The organism is Rhodococcus sp. 852002-51564_SCH6189132-a (assembly GCF_001665495.1).
In the GTDB taxonomy this organism is placed as follows: Bacteria; Actinomycetota; Actinomycetes; order Mycobacteriales; family Mycobacteriaceae; genus Rhodococcus; species Rhodococcus pyridinivorans.
The window spans coordinates 147,090-172,200 of sequence record NZ_LZMJ01000070.1; the positions used below are offsets into that span (position 1 = coordinate 147,090).

General features: G+C 67.4%; 26 protein-coding genes and 5 tRNA genes. 10 read left to right on the forward strand and 21 right to left on the reverse strand.

Annotated elements, in window-relative coordinates:
* Positions 1-75: 75 nt before the first annotated feature.
* On the reverse strand, positions 76-435 hold the full coding sequence (locus tag A5767_RS22765; protein ID WP_006551768.1) for an Rv2640c family ArsR-like transcriptional regulator: 360 nt from the start codon (positions 433-435) through the stop codon (positions 76-78).
* A gap of 97 nt (positions 436-532) precedes the next feature.
* Between A5767_RS22765 and A5767_RS17270 the strand changes: the two genes are divergently transcribed.
* A complete protein-coding gene (locus A5767_RS17270; protein ID WP_064852831.1) occupies positions 533-1,024 on the forward strand; it encodes an ArsI/CadI family heavy metal resistance metalloenzyme in 492 nt (163 codons plus the stop codon).
* A 52-nt stretch (positions 1,025-1,076) separates the two neighbouring features.
* Here the strand turns inward: A5767_RS17270 and A5767_RS17275 are convergent, their stop codons facing one another.
* The 5 genes from A5767_RS17275 to A5767_RS17295 are packed head-to-tail and all read right to left on the reverse strand — an operon-like array spanning position 1,077 to position 4,483.
* Entirely contained in the window at positions 1,077-1,484 is a 408-nt protein-coding gene (locus tag A5767_RS17275; protein ID WP_006551770.1) for an arsenate-mycothiol transferase ArsC, read from the reverse strand.
* Between the two features lie 13 nt (positions 1,485-1,497).
* Positions 1,498-2,559 (reverse strand): ArsO family NAD(P)H-dependent flavin-containing monooxygenase, encoded by a 1,062-nt coding sequence (locus tag A5767_RS17280; RefSeq protein ID WP_064852784.1) that lies wholly within the window; start codon positions 2,557-2,559, stop codon positions 1,498-1,500.
* A gap of 14 nt (positions 2,560-2,573) precedes the next feature.
* Complete coding sequence (locus A5767_RS17285; RefSeq protein ID WP_072740566.1) at positions 2,574-2,987, reverse strand: arsenate reductase ArsC; 414 nt, start codon at positions 2,985-2,987, stop codon at positions 2,574-2,576.
* A gap of 3 nt (positions 2,988-2,990) precedes the next feature.
* Entirely contained in the window at positions 2,991-4,088 is a 1,098-nt protein-coding gene (gene arsB, locus A5767_RS17290; protein WP_064852785.1) for an ACR3 family arsenite efflux transporter, read from the reverse strand.
* A complete protein-coding gene (locus tag A5767_RS17295; protein WP_064852786.1) occupies positions 4,085-4,483 on the reverse strand; it encodes an ArsR/SmtB family transcription factor in 399 nt (132 codons plus the stop codon). The genes arsB and A5767_RS17295 overlap by 4 nt, the downstream gene beginning before the upstream one ends.
* Positions 4,484-5,275: 792 nt before the next feature.
* Here A5767_RS17295 and A5767_RS17305 point away from each other — a divergent pair.
* Both A5767_RS17305 and A5767_RS17310 read left to right on the forward strand, forming a co-directional pair.
* The gene (locus A5767_RS17305; RefSeq protein WP_064061892.1) at positions 5,276-5,509 is read left to right on the forward strand and encodes a hypothetical protein; all 234 of its coding nucleotides are present in this window, start codon (positions 5,276-5,278) and stop codon (positions 5,507-5,509) included.
* Positions 5,484-6,146: a class I SAM-dependent methyltransferase gene (locus tag A5767_RS17310; protein ID WP_006551778.1), complete on the forward strand. Its 663-nt coding sequence runs from the start codon at positions 5,484-5,486 to the stop codon at positions 6,144-6,146. The genes A5767_RS17305 and A5767_RS17310 overlap by 26 nt, the downstream gene beginning before the upstream one ends.
* Position 6,147: 1 nt before the next feature.
* Here A5767_RS17310 and A5767_RS17315 read toward each other — a convergent pair whose 3' ends face one another.
* The 8 genes from A5767_RS17315 to A5767_RS17350 form a co-directional block, all read right to left on the reverse strand.
* Positions 6,148-7,239, reverse strand: a complete 1,092-nt coding sequence (locus A5767_RS17315) for a prenyltransferase (RefSeq protein ID WP_041803549.1) — start codon at positions 7,237-7,239, stop codon at positions 6,148-6,150.
* The gene (locus tag A5767_RS17320; RefSeq protein WP_024103028.1) at positions 7,226-7,957 is read right to left on the reverse strand and encodes a class I SAM-dependent methyltransferase; all 732 of its coding nucleotides are present in this window, start codon (positions 7,955-7,957) and stop codon (positions 7,226-7,228) included. The genes A5767_RS17315 and A5767_RS17320 overlap by 14 nt, the downstream gene beginning before the upstream one ends.
* A complete protein-coding gene (locus A5767_RS17325) occupies positions 7,951-9,189 on the reverse strand; it encodes a glycosyltransferase family 4 protein (protein ID WP_064852787.1) in 1,239 nt (412 codons plus the stop codon). Before A5767_RS17325 ends, A5767_RS17320 begins: the two co-directional genes overlap by 7 nt.
* Positions 9,190-9,413: 224 nt before the next feature.
* Positions 9,414-9,487 (reverse strand) — tRNA-Asp (locus A5767_RS17330).
* An 85-nt stretch (positions 9,488-9,572) separates the two neighbouring features.
* A tRNA-Phe gene (locus A5767_RS17335) sits at positions 9,573-9,649 on the reverse strand.
* Between the two features lie 39 nt (positions 9,650-9,688).
* Positions 9,689-9,762, reverse strand: a tRNA-Asp gene (locus tag A5767_RS17340).
* A gap of 54 nt (positions 9,763-9,816) precedes the next feature.
* Positions 9,817-9,889 (reverse strand) — tRNA-Glu (locus A5767_RS17345).
* 100 nt (positions 9,890-9,989) lie between these two features.
* Positions 9,990-10,649 (reverse strand): TetR/AcrR family transcriptional regulator, encoded by a 660-nt coding sequence (locus A5767_RS17350; protein ID WP_006551782.1) that lies wholly within the window; start codon positions 10,647-10,649, stop codon positions 9,990-9,992.
* Between the two features lie 333 nt (positions 10,650-10,982).
* Here A5767_RS17350 and A5767_RS17355 point away from each other — a divergent pair.
* A tRNA-Lys gene (locus tag A5767_RS17355) sits at positions 10,983-11,055 on the forward strand.
* Between the two features lie 84 nt (positions 11,056-11,139).
* Here A5767_RS17355 and A5767_RS17360 read toward each other — a convergent pair.
* Entirely contained in the window at positions 11,140-11,778 is a 639-nt protein-coding gene (locus A5767_RS17360; RefSeq protein WP_024103026.1) for a hypothetical protein, read from the reverse strand.
* Positions 11,779-11,965: 187 nt separating this feature from the next.
* Here A5767_RS17360 and A5767_RS17365 point away from each other — a divergent pair, with 187 nt between their 5' ends.
* The 6 genes from A5767_RS17365 to phoU all read left to right on the forward strand — a co-directional run bounded on the left by A5767_RS17365 (position 11,966) and on the right by phoU (position 19,002).
* Complete coding sequence (locus A5767_RS17365; RefSeq protein WP_006551784.1) at positions 11,966-12,427, forward strand: hypothetical protein; 462 nt, start codon at positions 11,966-11,968, stop codon at positions 12,425-12,427.
* An 86-nt stretch (positions 12,428-12,513) separates the two neighbouring features.
* Positions 12,514-13,116: a DUF937 domain-containing protein gene (locus tag A5767_RS17370; RefSeq protein WP_064852788.1), complete on the forward strand. Its 603-nt coding sequence runs from the start codon at positions 12,514-12,516 to the stop codon at positions 13,114-13,116.
* A 205-nt stretch (positions 13,117-13,321) separates the two neighbouring features.
* Positions 13,322-14,275 (forward strand): acyl-ACP desaturase, encoded by a 954-nt coding sequence (locus A5767_RS17375; protein ID WP_024103025.1) that lies wholly within the window; start codon positions 13,322-13,324, stop codon positions 14,273-14,275.
* Positions 14,276-14,418: 143 nt separating this feature from the next.
* Positions 14,419-15,561, forward strand: a complete 1,143-nt coding sequence (dusB, locus tag A5767_RS17380; protein ID WP_064852789.1) for a tRNA dihydrouridine synthase DusB — start codon at positions 14,419-14,421, stop codon at positions 15,559-15,561.
* Positions 15,562-16,331: 770 nt separating this feature from the next.
* Positions 16,332-18,194: an LCP family protein gene (locus tag A5767_RS17385; protein WP_231913213.1), complete on the forward strand. Its 1,863-nt coding sequence runs from the start codon at positions 16,332-16,334 to the stop codon at positions 18,192-18,194.
* A gap of 85 nt (positions 18,195-18,279) precedes the next feature.
* Positions 18,280-19,002 (forward strand): phosphate signaling complex protein PhoU, encoded by a 723-nt coding sequence (gene phoU / locus A5767_RS17390; protein ID WP_006551790.1) that lies wholly within the window; start codon positions 18,280-18,282, stop codon positions 19,000-19,002.
* A gap of 88 nt (positions 19,003-19,090) precedes the next feature.
* Here phoU and pstB read toward each other — a convergent pair whose 3' ends face one another.
* The 6 genes from pstB to A5767_RS17420 form a co-directional block, all read right to left on the reverse strand.
* Positions 19,091-19,867 (reverse strand): phosphate ABC transporter ATP-binding protein PstB, encoded by a 777-nt coding sequence (gene pstB, locus A5767_RS17395; RefSeq protein ID WP_006551791.1) that lies wholly within the window; start codon positions 19,865-19,867, stop codon positions 19,091-19,093.
* A 45-nt stretch (positions 19,868-19,912) separates the two neighbouring features.
* Entirely contained in the window at positions 19,913-20,836 is a 924-nt protein-coding gene (gene pstA, locus A5767_RS17400) for a phosphate ABC transporter permease PstA (protein WP_006551792.1), read from the reverse strand.
* A gap of 3 nt (positions 20,837-20,839) precedes the next feature.
* Entirely contained in the window at positions 20,840-21,895 is a 1,056-nt protein-coding gene (gene pstC, locus A5767_RS17405; RefSeq protein WP_006551793.1) for a phosphate ABC transporter permease subunit PstC, read from the reverse strand.
* A gap of 88 nt (positions 21,896-21,983) precedes the next feature.
* Positions 21,984-23,108 (reverse strand): phosphate ABC transporter substrate-binding protein PstS, encoded by a 1,125-nt coding sequence (pstS, locus tag A5767_RS17410; RefSeq protein ID WP_006551794.1) that lies wholly within the window; start codon positions 23,106-23,108, stop codon positions 21,984-21,986.
* 276 nt (positions 23,109-23,384) lie between these two features.
* Entirely contained in the window at positions 23,385-24,296 is a 912-nt protein-coding gene (gene mshD, locus A5767_RS17415) for a mycothiol synthase (RefSeq protein WP_064852790.1), read from the reverse strand.
* Positions 24,293-25,102 (reverse strand): winged helix-turn-helix transcriptional regulator, encoded by an 810-nt coding sequence (locus A5767_RS17420; protein ID WP_064852791.1) that lies wholly within the window; start codon positions 25,100-25,102, stop codon positions 24,293-24,295. The genes mshD and A5767_RS17420 overlap by 4 nt, the downstream gene beginning before the upstream one ends.
* Positions 25,103-25,111: the final 9 nt, after the last annotated feature.

Below are 25,111 nucleotides of genomic sequence, written 5' to 3' on the forward strand. Positions count from 1 at the left end.
GCGCCCAACCCCCGATTTTCTGCTCGATGTACGTCCTTCCGGGCCATATGGCAGGTAATCGACACCACGTCGGGATCAGCGACAACAGTTCGGGTCCAGCACCATCCGCAGGGCTTCGAGAGACTCGGCGCGAGGGCGGTAGAAGACGTTCATCCCGCGGCGTTCGGATACGACCATGCCGGCCTTGCGCAGTTGCCCGAGGTGGTGACTGACGGTGGATTCGGTCAGGTCGACGCCGGTGGCGAGATCGCAGGTGCACACTTCGCCGTCGTCGGCGGTGAGCAGGATCGACATGAGCTTGATGCGGACCGGGTCCGCCAGCGCCTTCAGCCGCAGGGCGAGTTCGAGAGCTGCGTTGTCGCTCATCGGCGCGGCCGAAACCGGTTCGCAGCAGATCGGGGCGCTGACGTCGATCACAGGCAGAGCTTTCGGCATGGTTCGAGCTTATCCACTTACTTGACATATGTCGAAAAGGTGGCGCATCCTGTACCCGTCCAGAGTTTCGACATATGTCACACAAGTGGAGGATGTCATGTCCCGCGCACAACTCGCCCTCAACGTCGACGACCTGACCGAGGCGGTCACGTTCTACTCGAAGCTGTTCGGCACCGAACCGGCCAAGGTCAAGCCGGGCTACGCGAACTTCGCGATCGCCGAGCCGCCGCTCAAGCTCGTGCTGCTGGAGAACCCCGGCAAGGGCGGCACCATCAATCACCTGGGCGTGGAGGTGGAATCGAGCGAGAAGGTCCATGCCGAGATTGCCCGCCTGACCGGCGAAGGGCTGTTCACCGATGAGGAGATCGGCACCACCTGCTGCTTCGCTACCCAGGACAAGGTGTGGGTCACCGGCCCGGCTGGGGAGAAGTGGGAGGTGTACACCGTCCTCGCCGATTCGGAGACCTTCGGTTCGAGCCCGCAGCATCTCGACGATCCGGCCACCGCCGGGGGTGGGGTGTGCTGCGGCACCGCTGCGGCCCCGGCCGAGGACACACAGCAGGCCCCGGCCGCACCGTCCTGCTGCTGAACAACCCACCTCGATGTCGGCCACCGGATTCGGGTGGCCGACATCGGTGTCTTCAGCGACGGAGCCGGTGGGCGAGGTCGGTGACGCGAGCGGCGATGTCGTCGCGGACCAGCCGCATCCGTTCGATGCCGTCGATGCCGCGCTCGGACGGCTCGTCGGTGTCCCAGTTCTCGAACTGTGTCCCGGGCACCGGATCGAGACGGGCTTCGCGGCCGAGGGTGACCACGAGATCGACGTTCCGAACCAGCTGGGGGTCGACCGGTACCGGGGTCTGGCCGGTGATATCGACGCCGACTTCGAGGAGTACTTCGGCGGCCAAGGCATTGATGCTGGTGCCGGGTTTCGTGCCGGCGGAGTGCACCGTAAGGGTGTCGCCGGCGGCGGCTTTCATCAGTCCGGCGGCCATCTGGGATTTTCCGCCGTTCTTCACACAGACGAACAGCACCGAGGGTGTGCTCACGGTCGAGGTCCTTTCACGCAGGTCGGGTGTCGAGGTCGAGGTCGAGGTCGGCGACAGCGGCCTTGGCGGTGCGGCCGACGCCGAGGAGGGTGGCCGAACCGGGTCCGGTCCAGTCGCCGTAGCCGAGCAGGTGCAGGCGCGGTTCCTTGAGTGCGCGGGTGCCGGCGACCGGCACCGTGCCGGTGTGATCGCGCAGCCGCAACGGGCGCAGGTGTGCGAGGGCGGGCCGAAATCCCGTCGCCCACACCACGACATCAGCCCGCTGGTGACGCTCACCCCAGGCGATGCCGTCGACGGTGAGCCGATCGAACATCGGCAGCGCGGTCAAGACGCCGCGCTCACGGGCGGCAAGCACCTCCGGGACCATCACGATGTCCCCCAGGGCGGCGATGCCGCCGGGATCGGTCCGTCCGGCAGCCAGGGCCACTGCACGGCGGGAGGCGAGCTCGAACAAGGCTCGGCCGTCGACGCCGTCGGGCAGGAATCGTGGCGGCCGGTTGGTGGCCCAGATGGTCGTCGCGGTGGTGGAGATCTCGGCGACGAGTTGAGCGGCGGAGTTGCCACCCCCGACCACCACGACGTCCGAGCCGGTGAACTCGGCCGGGGTGCGGTAGTCGACGGTGTGCAACTGCCGCCCGGTGAACACCTTCATGCCCGGATAGCTCGGACGAAACGGTCGCTGCCAGGTGCCGGTGGCGCTGATCACCCGCCGCGTCCGCCACTGCCCGCGGTCGGTGTCGACGAGCAGGGCGGGGCCGTCGCGGCGTACCGCCTGCACCCGCACCGGCCGCTCGATCGGCAGGTCGTAGCGGGTTTCGTAGGCGGTGAGATAGTCGACGACATGCCGTGCCGGCGGGAAACCGTCCGGCCAGCGGGGCATCGGCCACCCCGGCAGGGACGCGAATTCCGCCGGGGAGAACAGCCGCAGCGACGGCCACATGTGCGGCCACGCCCCGCCCGGCTGTTCCTGGTCGTCGAGGATCACGAAGCGGTGCCCCGCCCGGCGCAGATAGTAGCCGGCAGCCAGACCCGCCTGCCCACCGCCGATCACCACGACATCGACGTTCGTCGTCATCGGAGAGCCTCGCGTCAGCGCGGGGTGGGCGGGGCGGTCAGCTCGGCGATGAGAGCTTCGACCTTGGCGCGGATCTCATCGCGGATCGGACGCACCGCCTCGAGGCCCTGCCCAGCCGGGTCGTCGAGCACCCAGTCGCGGTAGGACTTGCCGGGAAAGACCGGGCAGGTGTCCCCGCAGCCCATCGTGATCACCACATCCGATGCCTGCACCGCCTCGGTGGTGAGGATCTTCGGGTTCTCGGTCGAGATGTCGATGCCGACCTCGGCCATCGCCGCGACCGCGGCCGGGTTCACCTGCTCGGCCGGGGCGCTGCCGGCCGAACGCACCTCGATCCGGTCCCCGGCCAGAGCGGTGAGGAACCCGGCGGCCATCTGCGAGCGGCCGGCGTTGTGGACACAGACGAACAACACACTCGGTGTGCTCACGGATCAGACCTTTCGTGGCGCCGGCACCTGCGCCGACTCGTGACGGGTGAAGCGCTTCCGTAGGGCGAGGGAGACGTAGACCAGGGCGACCAGGACGGGAACCTCGATGAGCGGTCCGACCACCCCGGCCAGGGCCTGCCCGGAGGTCACGCCGAAGGTGCCGATCGCCACGGCGATGGCGAGCTCGAAGTTGTTGCCCGCCGCGGTGAACGCGAGGGTGGTGGTGCGTTCGTAGCCGAGGCCGATCGCGGCGCCGAACAGGTATCCGCCGACCCACATGATCGCGAAGTACGCCAGCAGCGGCAGCGCGATCCGCACCACATCCAACGGGCGGGAGGTGATCTGCTCGCCCTGCAACGCGAACAGGATCACGATGGTGAACAGCAACCCGTAGAGCGCCCACGGCCCGATCTTCGGCAGGAAGGTGTCCTCGTACCAGGTGCGGCCCTTGGCTTTCTCACCGAAGTGCCGGGTGAGGAACCCTGCGACCAGGGGAATGCCGAGGAAGATCAACACCGATTTCGCGATCTGCCACGGCGAGACGTCCAGGGCGGCCTGTTCGAGACCCAGCCAGCCGGGGAGCACCGACAGGTAGAACCAGCCGAGCACGGCGAACATGATCACCTGGAAGACTGAGTTGATCGCCACCAGCACCGCCGCGGCTTCCCGGTCGCCGCAGGCGAGGTCGTTCCAGATGATGACCATGGCGATGCACCGGGCGAGACCAACGATGATCAGGCCGGTGCGGTATTCGGGTAGGTCCGGCAGCATCAGCCAGGCGAGCGCGAACATCAGTGCCGGGCCGAGGATCCAGTTGAGGATCAGCGACGAGACCAACAGCTTGCGGTCGCCGGTGACGGTGTCGAGGCGGTCGTAGCGCACCTTCGCCAGCACCGGGTACATCATGATCAGCAGACCGAGGGCGATCGGCAGGGAGATGCCGTCGATCTCGATGAAACTCAACGCTTCACCCAGTCCGGGAATCATCCGGCCGAGCAACAGACCCACCACGATGGCGGCGCCGATCCACACGGCCAGATACCGGTCGAGGGCCGACATCTTCCCGACGACAGCCGGGTGTTCGGTGTTCGTCGCGGTCATCGGGCCGACTCCACGGCATCGCTGGCCGGGGCACAGTCCGAACCCGGCAACACCCCTACCTCGGCGGAGAGCACGGCCGACAACTGCGCCAGGGCTGACGGGATCACCCGGTAGTACACCCAGGTCCCGCGTCGTTCGCACTCGAGCAGACCGGCCTCGCGCAGCACTTTGAGGTGATGCGAGATGGTCGGCTGGGACAGATCGAAGGCAGGGCTGACGTCGCACACGCAGCTTTCGCCGCCCTCATGGCTGGCGATCAGGCTCAGCATTCGGAGGCGCACCGGATCACCGAGAGCCTTGAACATCCGGGCCAGGTCTGCGGCCCAGTCCTCCGTCAGAGGTTCCCGTACCAGTGGTGCGCAGCAGAGGTCACCACTATCAGTTTGAATCGACACACATCAATATTGACACTGATCGAATCAGCCTGGCAAATCGTCTTGGCACGCCTGGTCAGGGCAGACCTCCTCCCACAGAACCTGACGGTTCACCTCCCTAGGATCACCGCCCATGACAATCAGCACCCAGTCCACGCCCTCTCGTGAACGACTCCTCGAGCTCATCGACGAACTGTGGGACGGATGGAATCGGTTCTTGCATCGGGACCCCAATCGTTGTGCCGACCGCGGGATACCGAACATCCACTGACCACAGCCGTGGTCATGGCCTATGAAACAGCGATCACCGCGCATTGGCTCGCCGAGGTGGGAGATTCGCGGTGATCTCCGTCAGTCCCCCGTACAACGAGTCCGGTGGCGGCGGCACGGCGTGTCCCGTCGTAGCCCGGTCGACAGATCGCATCTGGTCGGTCCTCGCGACCGTCGACGAGTCGACGCCCGAGGATCTTTCGTTCGCGGAAGCTGACCGGACGGCTCGCGACCTACCTGCAGGGCTGTGGTGACGTGCTCGTGCGTGCGAACAGCTGGGATCCTCAGGTACTGCACCGTTTCAGGGACGACGCGCAGGTCCGTGCTCATTCCGGACCGATCGACGCGGCGCCCACCGAAACGGCGCCAAGCCCACCGAGCTCGCCCCGGTCGCCGCCGCGTGGCGGACGACCCGCGACCCCGAGCGTTTCGCACCTCTACCCGCAAACCCCGGCCGGAGCGCACGATGACCGATCTGTAGTTGTCGGTGGACGACCTGACTCCCGAACGACTCTCGGCCGTGCTCGGTGGCACGGTACGCACGTGCAGGTCGAGCGGATCGGAACGGGCCGGATCGCCACGAGGACCGAGCGCGGCGACCGCATGTTCGCGGTGATGGTCGAGCGGTCGTGCGCCGCGATCCGCGATCTCGACAGTCTCACCGTCGTGTCCGAGAGCATCGGACGCCGCGATCGGTCGGTAGGGTGCTCGGGATACACCGCATCACGCGAGAAGAACGGAGATCCATCCGATGTCCCGCACCACCCTGCCCCGTGAGGCGATCGAACTCGCTGAGGCGACACCGGGTTTCATGCCCCAGGACGAGGGAACCGCACTGCACGAGGCTGCGGTGCAGTATCTCGGTGACGGCGTCGGCGTCGAGATCGGCACCTACTGCGGCCGCTCGACCGTGTATCTCGGCGCTGCGGCCAAGGCGACCGGCGGCACCATCGTCACCGTCGACCACCACCACGGTTCGGAGGAGCATCAGCCCGGCTGGGATTACCACGATCCGTCGCTGGTCGACCCGCACACCGGCCGCCTCGACACGGTCGGCGCACTGCGGCACACTCTCGCCGACGGCGACCTCGAATCGCACGTCGTCGCGGTGGTCGGCAATTCTCCTGTGGTGGCGTCGTTCTGGCGCACCCCCGCCTCGTTCGTGTTCATCGACGGCGGACACAGCAGCGAGGCGGCCCGGGCGGACTACGACGGCTGGGCGAGATGGGTGCGCATCGGCGGCGCCCTGATCATCCACGACGTCTTCCCCGACCCGAAGGACGGCGGCCGGCCTCCGTACGAGATCTACTGTCTCGCACTGGAGAGCGGGGAGTTCGTCGAGAAGTCGGTGACGTCCTCGCTGCGGGTTCTCCAACGCACCGCCGGCACGGTCGGATCACGGCCCGGCAGCTGAACTACCGGACGAGCACCGGGCAACGCTCGGTGCAGCGGTCGGCGCCCACCTGGTCGGCGGGTGCCGCCGCATCCCGGAAGATCGCGTTTCCTCCCGTCGTGCGCGAGAGCGCGTCGGCGGCGAGGATCACCGCTGCGCTGGTCCAGGAACTGACCTCCACCGGCCAGCGCTTGCCGTCGGCGTAGACCAGACCGGTCCAGTACGAACCGTCCGGGTCGCGCAGATGCTGCATGGCCGCGAACAATTCGCGGGCACGCCCGGCGTGTCCGAGTGCGTCGAGCGCCAGGACCAGTTCGCACGTCTCGGCTCCGGTGACCCACGGACGATGGTCGACGCACCGGATCCCGAGACCGTCGACGACGAAATCCGACCAGCGTTCGCGGATCCGTTCGTGCGCATCGGTGCCGCGCACCGCTCCCCCGAGGATCGGGTAGTACCAGTCCATCGAGTACTCGGGCTTGGGCGTGAACGCCTCGGGATGCCGACGCAGAGCGTGGCCGAGACGGATCAGCGCGACCTCCCATTCGGGTTGCGCCTCACCGATCAGATCGGCGATCCGCAGACCGCACCACAGGCTCTGGTGGATACTCGAACAGCCTGTGAGCAGCGCTTCGTCGAACATCCCGCCGTCGCCTCGCGCCCAGGAGATCTGGCCGCCCGGCAACTGCATGTCGACCACGAGGTCGAGCGCTGCCCGCACCGTCGGCCACATGTGCTCGACGAACCCGCGATCACCCGTCACGAGATGGTGGTGCCATACGCCAACGGCGATGTAGGCCGTGAAATTGCTGTCGGTGTCGTGGTTCTCGACGATGTCGCCCCGGAACTGGATGGGCCACGACCCGTCGGCGCGCTGCGTCCGCCGCGACCACTCGAAGGCGGCGTCTGCCTCTTCGCGTAAACCGATGACGGTCAACGCCATCGCGGATTCGATGTGATCCCACGGGTCGATGTGCCCACCGGGGAACCACGGGACGGCGCCCGAGGGCTCCTGCATCCGCGCGATGGCCCGGCCCGTCGCCAGGCTCTGTTCCGGCGACAGCACACCCGGCACCGACGGCACCGTCACGCGCGCGGATTCACCGCGCCGCACCGGCGTTTCCCGGCTTCTCGAGGTAGAACACGACACTCTTCCCGATGACGGGATCGAGGATCTTCTCGGCCGTGCGAGTGATCCACGGGGCCTTCATAAGATCCCAGACCAGCAGCCGGTGGTACGCCTTCGTCAGCGGATTGTCGTCGTTGTCGACGCCGACGGCGCACTTGAGCCACCAGTACGGTGCGTGCAGTGCGTGGGCGTGGTCGGTGCCCGAGACCGTCAGACCGGCTGAGGCGAGTTTCGCGGCGAGTTCGTCGGCCTTGTAGATGCGGATGTGCCCGCCCTCCACCTCGTGGTAGGCGTCCGACAGGGCCCAGCAGATCTTTTCCGGCAGCCAGCGCGGCACGGTCACGGCCGCGACACCACCGGGTTTGAGGACCCGGACGAGTTCGGCGATGGCCCGCTCGTCCTCCGGCACGTGCTCGAGCACCTCGGAGATGAGCACGAGATCGAAGGTCGCGTCGTCGTACGGCAGCGCGAGCGCGTCGCCGACCTCGGCCCGGGCCAGCGCACCCTCGGGGACCTCACCTTCGAGTTCCATCGCGACGAACATGTCGGCGACGGCCTTCATGTCGTCGGCGTTCTGGTCGAAGGCGACGACATCCGCGCCGCGGCGGTACAGCTCGAAGGAGTGGCGCCCCGCGCCGGCCCCGATGTCGAGAGCGCGTATCCCCGGTACGACGCCCAGGCGGTCGAAGTCGACGGTCAGCATCCGTTCTTCCCCTCTCGATGCGCGGCGATCGCCTTGTCGTAGATCGCGGCGGTCTTCGCGGCCACGGCCGCCCAGCTGTAGCGTTCGAGCACACGCTCGCGGCCCTTCGTGCCGAGACGCCGACGCTCGGCCGGGTCGTCGAACAGGCCCGCGAGCCCTGCTGCAAGCTGTTCGGCGTCGCCCGGAGGCACCAGCCGACCGGCGCCCCCGACGACCTCGGGGATGGCCCCGGCGCGGCTCGCGACGAGCGGTGTTCCGCACGACATCGCCTCGATGGCCGGCAGCGAGAATCCCTCGTACAGCGACGGCACCGCCGCGATCTCGGCGGAGGCGAGCAGGTCGGCGAGTTCGGTGTCGTCGATCCCGGAGACGGTGCGCACGACGTCGCCGATCGCGAGTTCGTCGATGAGCTTCTCGGTGGCGCCGCCCGGGGCGAGTTTCGAGACGAGGACCAGTTCGATCTCGCGTTCGGTGCGCAGCTTCGCGACCGCCTCGAGCAGGGTGGGAACACCCTTGAGCGGGGCGTCGGCGCTCGCGACGCAGACGATCCGACCGGGAACTCGCTCGTCCTTCCGCGGCGCGAACACCTCCGTGTTCACGCCGAGTGGGATCGTGTGGATGCGTTCGGATTCGATCCCGAAGGCGGTGCGGATGTCGTCGGCCGAGTTCTCCGACACCGTGAGCAGCGTGGGAATCTGCTGGGCCACCTTCTCCTGCATGCGCAGGAATCCGTACCAGCGCCGGAGCGTGACCTTACGGCTGAGGGTGGTCGCGGAGGCGAGATCGAGTTCGCGGTCGCGGGTGATCGGATGGTGGATCGTCGCGACGAGAGGAAGGTCCTCGGCGATGCGCAGCAAGCCGGACGCGAGCGACTGGTTGTCGTGCACGACGTCGAAGTCGCCGAGGCGGTCGCGCAGCAGTCGTGCGGCGCGCAGACCGAAGGTGCGTGGTTCGGGGAAACCGGCGGTCCACATGGTGGCGACCTCGAGGACGTCGATCCAGTCGCGGTACTCACCCAGCTTCGGGGTGCGGAACGGATCGTCGTCGCGGTAGAGATCGAGACTGGGCACCTTCGTGAGCGTCACGTCGGGGTCGAGCTCGGGGTACGGCTGCCCGGAGAACACCTCGACGGTGTGCCCCTGGGCGACGAGTTCGCGACTGAGATGGCGGACGTAGACCCCCTGACCCCCACAATGCGGCTTGCTCCGGTACGACAACAGAGCTACGCGCACATTCCACCTCGGGGTTCGCTCGGAGGGCCAGGTCACTCGGACAGATGTCCACTAGTTGTGTAGGGCACACACTAGAACATGTTTTGTGTCCTCACGATAGCGAGCCGGACCGCACCCGGTGCGGATCGGCGATACGAGTGGGACCACGACGCAGACACCGGACCGCGAACAGGTGACGACGACGAAGCCCCGGTATCGATGTGATGCCGGGGCTTCGCCTGGAGCGACCCTGACGGGACTCGAACCCGCGACCTCCGCCGTGACAGGGCGGCGCGCTAACCAACTGCGCCACAGGGCCATGAGGAACCGGAGTTCCCACAGCTCGACCCACCGCAACCGGTGGGTCGAAGATATGAAATTGATGGTTGTTCGCCGGACAACCGTGGTGGCCAGGGCCGGGATCGAACCGGCGACCTTCCGCTTTTCAGGCGGACGCTCGTACCAACTGAGCTACCTGGCCGGACGGCACCCGAACCGAATGCCGATCGAAACTCTGGAGCGACCCTGACGGGACTCGAACCCGCGACCTCCGCCGTGACAGGGCGGCGCGCTAACCAACTGCGCCACAGGGCCATATATATTCACTTCTCACACCAAGATACTGCACACTTCGACGAGGTCGAAGCGTACCCCCTACGGGATTCGAACCCGCGCTACCGCCTTGAAAGGGCGGCGTCCTAGGCCGCTAGACGAAGGGGGCCCGATCGGATTTCTCCGAACCGCACCCTCAACGGGTTTGGCGTTCCGTTGGGAGCTTGGACAGCTTATGCCACGGCATTCGCGAATCACAAATCAGCAGGTCAAGTGGCTGATTCGTCGTTGTTGGGCCTGCTCGGCCAGCCCTTCTCCCGCCACTGCGCGAGCCACTGCTCCGATGCCATCGCCTCGAGCGGCACCTCCACGCAGGCCTCGAAACGGGCGCGGACGTCGGTCTCCGGCGACGTGAGGTCGGCGAGATAGCGTTGACCGGCGAGTGACGACGCGATGGCCTCGACGAAACGCTGGAGGTCGACATCGGGCCGGAACAGGCCCTTCTCCTGCGCTTCGCGCGCCAGCTGGTAGCCGGCCCGCCCCCACAGGACGCTGCCGCGCAGCCTGACCTCCTCCGCGAACTCGGGTTCGGTGACCAGACGGAACTCCGCGGCGATGACCACGTCGTCGTGCAGAGCCGCACCGAGATCACCGACGAGACCGTGCAGCCGCTCGAAGGGGTCGAGATCGGGGACGTCCATCCACCTGCCGACGATGGCACGGTAGTGCTCGAGTCCTTCGTCGAGCACCGCCCGGGCCAGATCCTCCTTGGACGCGAAGTGAAAGTACATCGCACCCTTGGTGGCGTTCGACTGCTCGAGGATGGCGTTGATCGATGCTGCGGCGAAACCTCGCCGCGCGAATTCGGTGGCTGCCGATCGGACGATCGCAGCCCGCGTACGACGCGCACGCTCCTGTTGACGAGGCATGGGGAAATTCGGCCTTCCACGTTCCTGTGTTCCCCCACGAGACAACTCTAGTCTGCCCCCTCACAACCCCGCTTCCAGGCCGTGTTCCACCGGGTGAAATGTGAAACTCCACCCCCGACACCCGGGTTTCCACAGAACACACCGAGTGGTACGCTTTGTCCGGCTCGGGTGCGGAGCAGGGGGTGGGCACCCGAGCCTCTTTCCATTCGTCACGGGTGGCGTCCGCACCGCCGGATGTCCGATATCATCGATCGCGCAGCGTGGCTCACCCTGTGATGTGGTCACCGGACCATGCGGTCTGATCACTGCGGTGTGGTTACACTGTGCGCCCATGCCCCTATAGCTCAGTTGGTAGAGCTACGGACTTTTAATCCGCAGGTCGTAGGTTCGAGCCCTACTGGGGGCACCGGCAACGCCGGCGTCGTACACGACGCCGGCGTTCGTCGTTCCGGAACGTCCCACGGTCCTTCGTCGGAGTCCGGGTCCTTCGTCAGAGACGGTGGGAGCCGGGCGGGACGTCGTCGGTGTTCCGGCCGAGTTCCTTCTCCGCCTCACGGCGCGCCTCGAGGCGCTCCTGCTCGATCCGGCGCTGCTCGAGATCCGTGCGGGCCTGCTTCAGATCACGTCCGCGCTTGCGGTAGCGGGTGAGCGCGACGACGAAGATCACCGCGAACAGAGCTCCGACGATCGCGCCGATCAGCGTGGCGCCGCGGAAGCCGGGCGCGTCCACGTCGAGGATCCGCTCCCCCGCGTGCGCACCGTTCCCCGTACCCAGCACGACCGCCAGGGTCATGAGGTTCGGCAGGGCGACCACCAGCGCGAGCACGCCGAAGGTGATCTGCAGCCCGCGGCTGTACCGCCAGTTGCGGACCTGCCAGATCCACGCGAGCAGCGCGATGGGGATCGCCGTGCACAGGATGCCGAAGAGCAGACCCCACAGCACTCCGCGCGCGAAGCCGCCCTCGGCGAGGTTTGCGATCCGCTGCGCCCACCAGCGAGGAACGAACGCCGCCAGGGTGTAGTAGGCGATGACGAGCACGATCAGCGCCACGACCACGGCGATGGTCTTCTTCGCCCACGGCGGCAAGCCTTTCCGCGAACCGGTCTCGTCGACATTCATGTCCGTCATTTCGAACCTTCCTGGCCGATCGGTCCATGTGCACCTGCCGTGCGCATCTCACCCTACGGACCACCGCATTCGGAGCAGTGCATTCGGGCAGGTCTCTTCGCACTGCGAATTTCACCCGGTGCGGTTGCCCGTCTTTGTATACGGTGAGCCGCAGGGGTAATCGAATGTTCATCGTCCGGGGAGGAACATGCGCAGTTTCGTGGACCTGGGCCTGTTCCTGGCCGCCGTCGCTCTGGGAATCGGGTCGGTGTTGCCGGTGGTCGGCGGAATACGACCCACCGAGATTCCCCTGTCGGCGCTGCGCGACGGTTTCCCCGAGGGCGATCTCGCCGGTGTCGCGGTCCCGGGTCTACCGCTGTACGAGTCCCTCGCGGTACCGCTGGTCGTGGCCGCGATCCTGCTCCTCGCTGCCGCACTGTTCGACTCGGTGGCCGTCGGCTGGGCCGGGACGCTGATCGGTGTCGCGACGGCCGCGGTGTTCTGGACGCGTCTGTTCCAGACCCACGGCGAGTACGTCGAACTCAACCGCAGTACGACCCTGACCAATCAGAACGGGACGGTGCTCCTGCTCAGCGGCACGCTCGTCGCACTGCTGTGTTGCCTGATCGCGTTGCGCCGTTCGCCGACGAGCGCCGCCTCGCTCGACTGACGCCTCCCGCTGCAACGGGCTTCGTCCCGATACCCTCTCGGCACCGGGTGGCCACTTCGGGGCACCCACGAGCCAAGGCAGGAACGATGGCAAGTCTCGACGATCTGATGTCCCGCATTCCCGTCGACCAGGTGGCGCAGCGACTCGGTGTCGACAACGCGACGGCGGAGACGGCCGTCCGCGCCGCACTCCCCACCCTCGTCGGTGGTCTCGACGCCAACGCCCAGAATCCGACCGGGGCGGCCTCGCTGCTCTCCGCGCTGGGCAAGCACTCCGAGTCGAACCTGGCCGAAGGTCAGGTCGACGTCGACGGGATCGACACCGAGGACGGCGACAGGATCGTCTCCAATGTCTTCGGCGACAAGAAGGATCAGGTGATCTCGACCCTCGGTTCCGTGAACGGCGCCGGTGGGAACGATCTGATCGCCAAGGTCCTGCCGATCATCGTCCCCATCGTGCTGTCCTATCTCGCCAAGCAGATCGGTGGCGGTGCGGGAACGAACACCGCGAGCGCTCCGCAGGGCGGAGGTCTCGCCGATCTCCTCGGGGGTCTGCTGAAGAACGCCGGTGGTGGATCGGTCGGCTCCGGCGGTGGGATCGGCGACGTCCTCGGCAGCGTGCTCGGCGGCAGTTCGGGTGGTGGACTCGGCGGTCTCCTCGGGGGACTTCTCGGTGGAGGCAAGCGCTGAAACCCTCCGGAACCGCACGTTCCGCTCGTCCGTGTGATACGGCACGAGCGGGACAGTACTGTCCTCGAGCCGCTCGGACCTGTACCGTGATCCGGGCGAATGTGGGGGGCCACCGGTGCACCGCGTGCCGCGGCGACGAACGGCCGGGCTCCCCTCCTCCGTAGGCCGGCGGAATACACGGACACGATGTGAGGGGTAGAAGAGTATGACGCGAGTCCTGACTCAACTGGAGCTGCTGCGAGAGCTGGAGCCTGTGGCCGAGGCGAACCTCAACCGGCATCTCTCGATGGCGAAGGACTGGCACCCCCACGACTACGTGCCGTGGGACGAGGGCCGGAACTTCGCCGCGATGGGCGGTGTCGACTGGGAACCCGAGCAGTCGAAGCTCGACGAGGTCGCCAAGGCTGCCATGATCACCAACCTCCTCACCGAGGACAACCTGCCCTCCTACCACCGGGAGATCGCCGAGAGCTTCTCGCGCGACGGAGCCTGGGGCACCTGGGTCGGCCGGTGGACCGCGGAGGAGAACCGCCACGGCATCGTCATGCGCGACTACCTGGTCGTCACGCGCGGTGTCGATCCCGTCGCACTCGAGAACGCCCGCATGGAGCACATGACGAACGGCTTCGCGTCCCCCAACTCGACTGGCATGCTCCACTCCGTCGCCTACGTGACCTTCCAGGAGCTCGCGACCCGCGTGTCGCACCGCAACACCGGTCGTGCCTGCGACGACTCGATCGCCGACAAGATGCTCCAACGCATCGCCGCCGACGAGAACCTGCACATGATCTTCTACCGGAACATCTGCGACGCGGCGATCGACATCGCTCCGGCCCAGACGCTCGCCGCGATCGTCGAGGTGCTCGAGAACTTCCAGATGCCGGGTGCCGGCATGCCGAACTTCCGTCGCAACGGTGTGTTGATGGCCAAGCACGGCATCTACGACCTGCGTCAGCACCTCGACGACGTCGTGATGCCGGTGCTGCGCAAGTGGAGGATCTTCGAGCGAGATCTCGGCAGCGAGGCGCAGCAGGATCTCGACAAGCTCGGCAACTTCCTCGACGAACTGGAACGTCAGGCGGGGCGGTTCGAGGAGATGCGCGATCGCTCCCTCGCCCGCGAGGCTGCCAAGCGCGAGAAGGTGGGCGCGCACGCCTGAGTCCGGATGCACACAGCCGCCCGAGTCCGGCGGAGGTTATCCTGTGCCCGGTGCCGTTTTCGGTGCCGGGCACAGTCGTTTCCGCGGCCCATCACTGACGGGCACGCTATTTCTTTGTCACACAACGTTTTCCAGAGGTACCCATGTCTTCCCTCCGTATCGGCCCGCTCGAACTGAACAGCCCGGTCGTGCTGGCGCCGATGGCGGGAGTGACAAATGTCGCATTCCGCACGCTGTGCCGCGAACTCGAACTCGAACGGGCCGGCAGCACGTCGGGCCTGTACGTCTGCGAGATGGTCACCGCCCGCGCCCTCGTCGAGCGGCACCCGGTCACCATGCACATGACGGCCTTCGGCCCCACCGAGACGCCGCGGTCGCTGCAGCTCTACACCGTCGATCCCGGCACGACCTACGCGGCGGCGAAGATGATCGTCGACGAGAACCTCGCCGACCACATCGACATGAACTTCGGATGCCCGGTCCCGAAGGTGACCCGCAAGGGCGGAGGGTCGGCCCTCCCTTACAAGCGCCGGTTGTTCGGGCAGATCGTCGCGGCCGCCGTCCGCGCGACCGAGGGCACCGACATCCCGGTCACGGTCAAGTTCCGCATCGGGATCGACGACGAGCACCACACACATCTCGACGCCGGTCGCATCGCGGCCGCCGAGGGTGCCGCGGCCGTTGCCCTCCACGCCCGGACCGCTGCGCAGCGGTACTCCGGAGCGGCCGACTGGGACGAAATCGCGCGGCTGAAGGAGCACGTCACCGACGTGCCCGTGCTCGGCAACGGCGACATCTTCGACGCATCCGACGCCGAGAAGATGATGGCGCAGACCGGTTGCGACGGCGTCGTCGTCGGTCGCGGTTGCCTCGGACGTCCGTGGTTGTTCGCCGAACTGAGCGCCGCGCTCGGCGGTCGCCCGCTCCCCACCCCGCCGAATCTCGGTGAGGTGACGCAGATCATGCGGCGGCACGCCGAACTGCTCGCCGATCACCACGGCGAGGATCGCGGTCTGCGCGACATGCGCAAGCACATCGCCTGGTATCTGCGTGGTTTCCCTGCGGGTTCGGAGATCCGCAACGGCCTCGCCCGCGTGTCGACGCTCGCCGAACTCGACGACCTGCTGGGCAAACTCGACCACGACGTACCCTTCCCCGCCGATGCCGAAGGCCCGCGGGGACGTCAGGGCTCCCCGAGCAGCGTCGCTCTGCCCGACGGCTGGCTCGACGATCCCGAGGACACCTGCGTGCCCGAGGGCGCCGACATGATGCACTCGGGCGGGTAACCCGTCCCGGCATGTAGTCCCGGACGATAGACGGATCGACCGGTGGATGTCGTGCGACACAGCCGCGTCACCGTCACATGAAACAGACGATCAGTATCATTGCGGAGTCCTCGCGACGGTCGCCGGTGAGCGATCACGTGGACGACGACGGATCCGAGGCGGTGCGACCGCGGAAAGAGCAGGTATCGGTGGACGAGGAGCACGAGACAGGATCCCCGGATCCTCGCGCTCCCTGGGAACGGCCGATCGCCGACAGCAGCTACCGCGAATCCCGCTCGTCCCGCCGCAGCCGCTCGGGTGGGGTGCACCGCTCCGACGACACCGATCCCGATTCGCGTCGCCACGAGAGTGCACGCAACCGCCGGGCCGCGGACTCGGACGATCCGGAGCAGCTCACGGTCGCCGAACTGCTCGACAAGATGGGACGACGATCCGATCCGTCCCCCCGGTCGGATCCGCCCCCGGCCGATCCGCCGCACACGTCCACCTCGTCGTTGCCCCCGGCCCGTCCCCGCGACCCGGAATCCGCCCGGCACGTCGCGACCGAGGACGATGCCGGTCGAGCGGAACTCCCGCGCAGGACGCCGCCTCCGGCTGCGCCGCCGACTCCGTCGGGACCTCCCAGCCCTCCGGTGCCGCCGGCTTCTTCGGGACCGCCGACCACGGTCGCCCCCCCGGTGCAGCCCGGTGCTCCCCGGGTGCCCCCGGGACCGTCCCGGCCCCGGCCGCCGGAGAAGCCCGTCCCGCCGCACATCCAGGCTCCCGATCGGATGGCGGGCCTCCCGTCCGTTCCGCCCCCGGTACCGACTCCCCCGACCTCGGCGCAGCCCCCTCGAGTAGTGCCTCCCGCGGACTCGCGCCCGGTGCCTCCCGCGGACTCGCGCCCGGTGCCTCCCGCCGGGTCGCCGCAGACCGTCAGACCGCCGCAGACGCCTCCTCGACAGCAACCGCCGATCGCGGACGAACAGCCGACCGTCAAGATCGATGCGGTGTCCCCCGAGGGCGCTGCGACGCCCGCCGAGGACGAGAACGACGACCGGACGACGGACGAGAAGGCGCACGGCTCCGCTCGGCCCCGCACGGTGGGCAACGCGACTCTCGGCCGGCTCGCGCAGAGCAAACAGCGCAAGCGGAAGCGTCTGAGGTTCGCGGCGAAAGCGGCGGTGGCGTTCGTCTCGGTCCTCGCGCTCCTCTGTAACGGTGCGGTGTGGGGATACGTCCGGTCCACGGAGGCCGGCTTCTCCCAGATCGCCGCGCTGGACACCGAGTCGGAGGACATCGTCGACCCGGTCGGTCAGACCGGCGACGAGACCTATCTGATCATCGGCACCGACACCCGCGCCGGTGCGAGCGGTGAGATCGGCGCCGGGACGGCCGACGACGCCGAGGGCGCTCGTGCCGACACCGTCATCCTCGTCAACATCCCCGCCGATCGCAGCCGCGTGGTCGCGGTGTCGTTCCCCCGCGATCTGGACGTCGATCGACCGGTCTGTCGCGGATGGGACAGTACGACCGGCGAATACGATTCCGAGCTCTATCCGGCCGCCGAAGGCGACAAGCTCAACGCGACCTACGCCCTCGGCGGACCGAAGTGCCTGGTCAAGGTGATCCAGAAGATGTCCGGATTGAGGATCGGCCATTTCGTGGGCATCGACTTCGCCGGCTTCGAATCGATGGTCGACGAGATCGGCGGCGTCGAGGTGTGCACCTCCATACCGTTGTACGACAACGAACTCGGTCCCCTGATCGAGACTCCCGGCACCCACACACTCGACGGCAAGCGGGCACTCGACTACGTCCGCGCCCGCAAGATCGACCAGGAGGGCAACAGCGACTACGGCCGGATCAGCCGGCAGCAGAAGTTCCTGTCGTCGCTGCTGCGCTCGACGTTGTCGAACAAGGTGCTGTTCGATCCCGTGAAGCTCAACGGCTTCATCAGCGCCTTCACCCGCGCGACCTTCGTCGAGAACGTCAACGCCGAGTCGCTCGTCAAACTCGGGCGTTCGATGCAGAACGTCGAGGCGGGTGCGGTGTCCTTCCTGACCATCCCCACGGCCGGTACCAACGACTGGGGCAACGAGATCCCGCGCACGGACGACATCAAGGCGATCTTCACCGCGATCATCGACGATCTCCCTCTGCCGGGTGAGAAGCGGGGGGAGGACCCGACGGAGGTCGCGGCCGCTCCCCCGGCCGAACCGCTGCCCGCCCAGCTCGCTGTCGATCCGTCGACGGTGTCGGTGCAGGTCTCGAACGCGTCGGGTCTGTCCGGGCTGGCGGCCGGCACCGCCGAGGAGGTCGCCGCCTACGGCTTTCCGGTCTACTCGATCGGCAACTATGCCTCCGGGACGAGCAAGCAGACCGTGATCCGCTTCAGCGAAGGACAGGAGACCGACGCTGCGACGGTGGCCTCGGCCTTCCCCGGTGCGGTGCTGCAGGAGGCTCCGCCCTCGGCCCAGCTGGGCAGCATCGTGGAGATCGTCCTGGGTACCAGCTTCGACGGCACCGTCGTCGCTCCCACCCCCGCGGGCACGCCGCTCGCCCCGATGCAGATCCGGACCCGGTCGGAGTCGTCGGTCGAGCTCCCCGCCGATCTCGCGATCACCAACGCCGCCGACGATCTGTGCACGTAGACACCACTGTTCGGCCGTCGACGTTCACCTCTGGTTCATCCGATGCTCGCCGTTCGGACCGCTCGAGGTCGTAGGCTGTGCCACTATGCGCGTCGTCTACAACGAACAGATGGGCGAACTCGGCGATCTCCTCGGGGAGATGGCCGGGCTCGCCGGGACCGCGATGGAGCGGTCCACCAGAGCTCTTCTCGAAGCCGATCTCGCTCTCGCCGAGCAGGTGATCGACGAGCACGAGAAGATCACCGAACTCGTCACGATCTGCGAGGAGAAGGCGTTCCAGCTGCTCGCCCTGCAGGGTCCGGTCGCCGGCGATCTGCGTGCCGTCGTCAGCGGCATCCAGATCGTGGCCGACATCGACCGCATGGGTGCGCTCGCACTGCACATCGCGAAGGCGACCCGCCGACGTCATCCCAAGCACGTGCTCCCCGACGAGGTGAAGGGCTACTTCGCCGAGATGGGACGGATCGCGGTCGCCCTCGGTGCCGCCACACGGGAGATTCTCGAGACCCGTGATCCCGCCCGGGCCGCCCGCCTCCACCACGAGGACGAGGCGATGGACGATCTGCACCGACACCTGTTCACCGTGCTCATGGACCGCGAATGGGCGCACGGCGTCGCAGCCGCCGTCGACGTCGCCCTGCTCGGCCGCTTCTACGAGCGGTTCGCCGATCACGCCGTCGAGGTGGGCCGCCGCGTCATCTTCCTCGTGACCGGCAAGCTCCCCACCGAGGAGGAGATCCGTCAGCTCGTGGAGAAGGTGGACAGTCTGACCGTCTACCCGGAGCACCACCGAGCGCAGAACCCCTGAGCCCACGACTGTCGAGTGCAGTAAGCACACGAACGACGAGACCCCGACCGGACGGATCCGGTCGGGGTCTCGTGTAGGTAGTGGCGGCTCAGCCGAAGCGGCCGGAGATGTAGTCCTCGGTGGCCTTCTTGCTCGGGTTCGAGAAGATCTTCTCGGTGTCGTCGATCTCCACCAGACCACCCGGGCGGCCGGTCGCCTCGAGGTTGAAGAAGGCCGTCTGGTCGCTCACGCGCGCGGCCTGCTGCATGTTGTGCGTGACGATGACGATGGTGAAGTCCTTCTTCAGCTCACCGATCAGGTCCTCGATGGCCAGCGTCGAGATGGGGTCGAGGGCCGAGCACGGCTCGTCCATGAGCAGCACGTCGGGCTGGACCGCGATGGCGCGGGCGATGCACAGACGCTGCTGCTGACCACCGGACAGGCCACCGCCCGGCTTGTCGAGACGGTCCTTGACCTCGTTCCACAGGTTGGCGCCGCGCAGCGACTTCTCGGCGATCTCGTCGAGGGTCTTCCGGTCGCGCACACCCTGCAGCTTGAGGCCGGCGACGACGTTGTCGCGGATCGACATCGTGGGGAACGGGTTGGGACGCTGGAAGACCATGCCGATCGTCTTGCGCACACCGACCGGGTCGACGTTCTGATCGTAGATGTCCTCGCCGTCGAGGAGGATGGATCCCTCGACACGGGCGCCGGGCGTCACCTCGTGCATGCGGTTGATCGACCGGAGCACGGTGGACTTGCCGCAACCGGACGGGCCGATGAAGGCGGTGACGTTCCGCGGCGGCACGGACAGCGTCACGTCGGCCACGGCGTGGAACTTGCCGTAGTAGATGTTGACGTCCTTGAGATCCAGACGCTTAGCCATTACCGGCTCCCTACTGGTGTATCGATGTGAGAAGAGGTCTGTGGGTTACTTCTTGCCGACCTGCGAGTACCGGCTGATCAACTTGGCCGCGATGTTGAGGACCGCGATGACCAGGATCAGGGTGAGCGCGGCGCCCCAGATGCGCTGCGAACCGGCGTCGGTCGGGTTGTTCATCTCGGCGACCATGACGCCCGGGAGGGTGCCTTGCTCACCGCCGAACAGGTCGAGATTGATGAAGGGCGCGTAGCCGACGAGGATCAGCAGCGGCGCCGTCTCGCCCATGACGCGGGCCAGGGCGAGCATGATGCCGGTGATGATGCCGGCGAGCGAGGTGGGCAGCACGATGCGCGCGATGGTCTTCCACTTGGGGACACCGAGGGCGTAGGACGCTTCGCGCAGGTCCTGCGGGACGATGCGCAGCATCTCCTCGGTGCTGCGCACGACCACCGGCACCATGAGCAGAACGAGCGCGAGCGACACCGCGAAGCCCGACTTGGGCATCCCGAAGGTCGACACCCACAGTGCGTAGATGAACAGTGCCGCGACGATCGATGGGACACCGCTGAGGATGTCGACCATGAACGTCGTGATCCGGCCGAGCCGCGACCGGCCGGCGTACTCGACGAGGTAGATCGCAACGAAGACGCCGAGCGGGATGGAGATGATCGCGCAGACGAGTCCCTGCAGGAGGGTGCCGACGAGGGCGTGGTAGATGCCGCCGCCCATCGACGAGGACGTCAGTCCGCTCAGCGAGTGCGTGAACCAGGTCGGCGAGGTCAGGGCCGGCAGGCCCTTGGCGACTACGGTGAACAGCACCCAGGCCAGGGGAATCAGCGCGACGACGACCGACAGCGTGACGAGCACGGTGGCTGCGGTGTCCTTGATGCGGCGACGCCCGCTGACCCGCTGGAAGGCCGGGGGCTTGACCGGCGAGGAGAGCGCGGTGGTCGACGTGGTGGTGGTCGACATGGATCAGTCCTTCTTTCCTGCGACGATCATGCGCGCGGCGGCGTTGACCACGAAGGTGAGCACGAAGAGCACGAGACCGGCGGCGATGTAGGCGCCCGCCTGGATGTCGTTGTTGAATTCGGCGTATCCCAGCGCAATCTTGGACGCGATGGTCGCGCCGCCGTCGAACAGCGACCAGGAGAACGCCTGCGAGGTGGTGCGCAGGATGAGGTACAGCGCCATCGTCTCGCCGAGCGCGCGGCCGAGACCGAGCATCGAACCGCTGATGTAGCCGGACTTGCCGAACGGGATGACGGTGGTCCGCACGACCTCCCAGCGGGTCGCGCCGAGTGCGAGCGCGCCCTCGATGTGGGCCGTCGGGGTCTGCACGAACACCTCGCGGCTCACCGCGGCGATGGTCGGCAGGATCATCACGGCGAGGACGATGCCGGCGGTGAAGATCGTTCCGCCGCCCACGATGGACCCGCTGCCGGTGGCGAAGAGCGGGAACCAGGCGAGGGTGGTGTTGAGCCATTCCGCGACGGGGCGCAGGAACGGGGCGAGGACGAGCATGCCCCACAGGCCGTAGACGATCGACGGGACCGCGGCGAGCAGGTCGATGACATACGCCAGCGGTTTCCGGAGCCGGTCGGGGCAGTACGAGGTGAGGAAGATCGCGATGCCCAGCGCGACCGGCATGGCGAGGAACAGCGCGAAGAAGGAGACGAGCACCGTCACCTGGAACAGGTCGAGGACACCGAACGCCATGTCGGTGATGTCCTGCGTGATCCAGTCACGGCTGGTGAGGAAGTTGACCTGGTTGCGCTGCAGCGCCGGGACGGCACGCCAGACGAGGAAGACTGCGATCGCGCCGATGATCACGGAGATCAGGACGGCGGAGCCGGAGGCGAGCGAGCCGAAGATTCTGTCTCCCGGCCGCACGACTGTCTTGCGTGCCCTGTCCGGGGATGGGGGTGGGGTGCTGATCGTGTCCTCCGTGATGCCGGTTGCACCGCCCGTTCCTGAGCGGGTCGGTTCGTCGGTCGCGATAGAGACCGACGTGTTGTGCGCGTCACTCATGTGCGCTCGCAATCCTTCTCAGCGTATTCCTCAGGAACGGGCGGGTCGATGATCCCTCGGTTACTCACCGGACCGAGGGATCGGCGGGTCATCCGGCGGCGATGGCGTCGATCGACTCGGTGAGGCGGGTCTTGAAGGCGTCGGGCAGCGGGACGTAGCCCTGCTCGGACAGGCCTTCCTGGCCCTCGTTGGCGGCGGAGATCAGGAACGACTTGACGGCCGCGGCGGTGTCGGCGTCGTAGCCGGCCGAGCACACGATCTCGTAGGTGGCCAGCACCAGCGGGTAGGCACCCTCTTCGGAGCTGCCGAAGATCGACGACAGGTCGAGCGTGAGGTCGCCCTCGGAGGCCGGGACGAACTCGGCGCCCTCGATGGCCTTGCCGGCGGTCTCCTCGGTCAGTTCGACGGGTCCGGAGCCGTTGTCGATCTGCGCGATGCTCAAACCGTTCTGGTCGGCGAAGGACTTCTCGACGTAGGTGATGGAGTTCGGCGAGCCGGAGACGGCCTGCGCGACACCCGCAGAACCCTTCGCGCCCTCACCGACACCGCCGGTGAAGTCCGAACCGGCACCGGAGGTCCATGCGCCGTTCGACGCGGTCTCGAGGTACTGCTGGAAGTTGTCGGTGGTGCCCGACGAGTCCGAGCGCACGATCGGGGTGATGTTCGCGTCGGGCAGCTCAGCGCCCTCGTTGAGAGCGGCGATGGCCGGATCGTTCCACGTGGTGATCGAGCCGTTGAAGATCTTCGCGGCCGTCTCGGCGTTCAGCACGAGCTCGTCGACACCCTCGACGTTGTAGGCCAGTGCGACCGGGCCGAAGACCAGCGGCAGGTTCCATGCGGGATTGCCGGCGCAACGCTCGGCGGCCTGTGCCGCCTGCTCGTCCTTGATGGCCGAGTCCGAGCCGGCGAAATCGATCTGGTTCGCGATGAACTGCGTGCGGCCGTCACCGGAACCGGTGGGGTTGTACGCGACGTTGACGTTCGTGCCCTTCTCGGAGCACACCGCGATGTAGGTGGAGACGAACTGGTCCATCGCGTTCTTCTGGGCCGACGAGCCGGCACCCGAGAGGTTGGACTTGCCGTCGCAGGCTGCAGCGGACGCGGACGCATCGACGTCGACCGACCCGGCATTGTTGTCGGTACCGCACGCGGCGAGCGTGAGGGCTCCAGCGGCCACAACACCGAGCAGGGCGCCATTGCGCTTGAGGTTCACCTGTTCTCCTCCGGAAGTAACTTCACACGACCGCGGCGCCGAGCGGCGGCGGCATCGAGGCGCGGGCGACGCCGGCGCCGGGTCTGCGGCACTCGACCCGCTAGTGAAGTTAGGAGGAGACGGTGGACACTCGGACTACCGAAGGTTAACGCCGGATGAACACGCCGGATACACCTGGCGATGGTGTTGCGACCATCACTCGAATCCTGACCGCGATCGGCGTGTCGGGTGGCAGAGTCCACCCTTCACGCCGTTCGTCCACCCGATCGGAGAGGGTCACGCCCGGGCGTAGGCGACGTCCACGTGGAACCGCTCGAAGCCGAGTTTGCCGTAGGTGTTCAACGCCGCGGTGTTGTCGCCCTCGACGTAGAGCAGGACACCGGGCAGACCCCGATCGCGCAGATAGTGCAGACCCGCGAGGGTGAGCAGGCGACCGAGCCCTCTGCCCTGCGCGGACGAGTCGATACCCACGACGTAGACCTCGCCGAGCTGCGGGTCGGACGCCGTGGCCGGGTGCACCTTGGTCCAGTGGAATCCGAGCAGCTTGTCGGGCTCGGCGGGATCGAACGCGAGGAACAGGCCTTCGGGATCGAACCACGACTCGCGTCGGCGTTCCTCCACGTCGGCGGCCGTCCAACGCCCCTGCTCGGGATGCCACTCGAAGGCCGCCGCGTTGACGCGGAGCAGTTCGGCGTCGTCCTGCGGGCCGCCGTAGGTGCGCAGCAGCACCGAGTCGGGCACCTCGAGGGCGGGAAGATCGTCCTGCTCGAGGGATCGACGCAACTGCAGGAGTTCGCGGACACCGGTCAGACCGAGACGGCGCGCCACCGCCTGCGCGGCGGGCAGGTCGCCGTGTGCCCACACGCGGGTGCCGTCGCCGCCCTCGGTGAGTGCACGCTCGACGAGTTCGCGGCCGAGTCCGTGCCCGCGCTGCGGCGGGTCGACGACCACCTCTGCCATCGCCGGATGACCGTCCTGGGCAGGCACGACGTTCGCGTAGCCCGCGACCTCACCGTCCTCTCCGAACGCGACGAGATGCCGGGCCGCGCCCTCCCGTCCGAGGGAGTGCACCGCCTGTTCGGAGATCGGCGCGGTGCCGTCGGTCTCCGTCGCCCGCGACACCACGGCGCGTACGGCTTCGGCGTGGTCGGTGGACGGGTGGTCGACGAATTCCGTATCGGTGCTCACGGAACGAATTGTGCCCCGGACTCCCCTGCGCCCGAGTCACCCGCGCCGGATTCCTCCGCACGGGGGTCGTCGAGAAGCGTGTCGTCCACATCGTCGTCGTCGACATCGGGAGTGGCATTGCCACCCTTGCCCACGCGGTTGGAGGGACGCACCGCCTTGTAGCCGACGTTGCGGACCGTTCCGATCAGCGCTTCGTGCTCGGGGCCGAGTTTCGCTCGCAGACGTCGGACGTGGACGTCGACGGTGCGGGTACCACCGAAGAAGTCGTAACCCCAGACCTCCTGCAGCAGCTGGGCGCGGGTGAACACCCGACCCGCGTGCTGGGCGAGGTACTTGAGGAGTTCGAACTCCTTGTAGGTGAGGTCGAGGGGACGTCCGCGCAGGCGGGCGGTGTAGGTGCCCTCGTCGATCGTGAGATCCCCGAGAGTGATCTTGCCGGTGTTCTCCGGTCCCACCGCGACACCCGAGCGGCCCATGAGCAGGCGCAGGCGCGCGTCGAGCTCGGCCGGTCCGGTGCTGGACAGCAGGATGTCGTCGAGTCCCCATTCGGGGTTGACGGCCACGAGTCCGCCTTCGGTGAGCACGGCGACGACGGGCAATGCCGACCCGGTGCTGCCGAGCAGTCGGCACAGTCCTCGCGCGGCCGCGAGATCGGAGCGGGCATCGACGATGGCGATATCCGCCGAACCCGCCTCGAGCAGCGACGAAACTTCTGTAGGAGCCGGCCTGACCGAATGCGGGAGCAGCGCCAAGGACGGCAGGACCGCATCCGGATTCGGGTCGGAGGTCAGAAGGAGCAGCTCCACCGGGCCTCC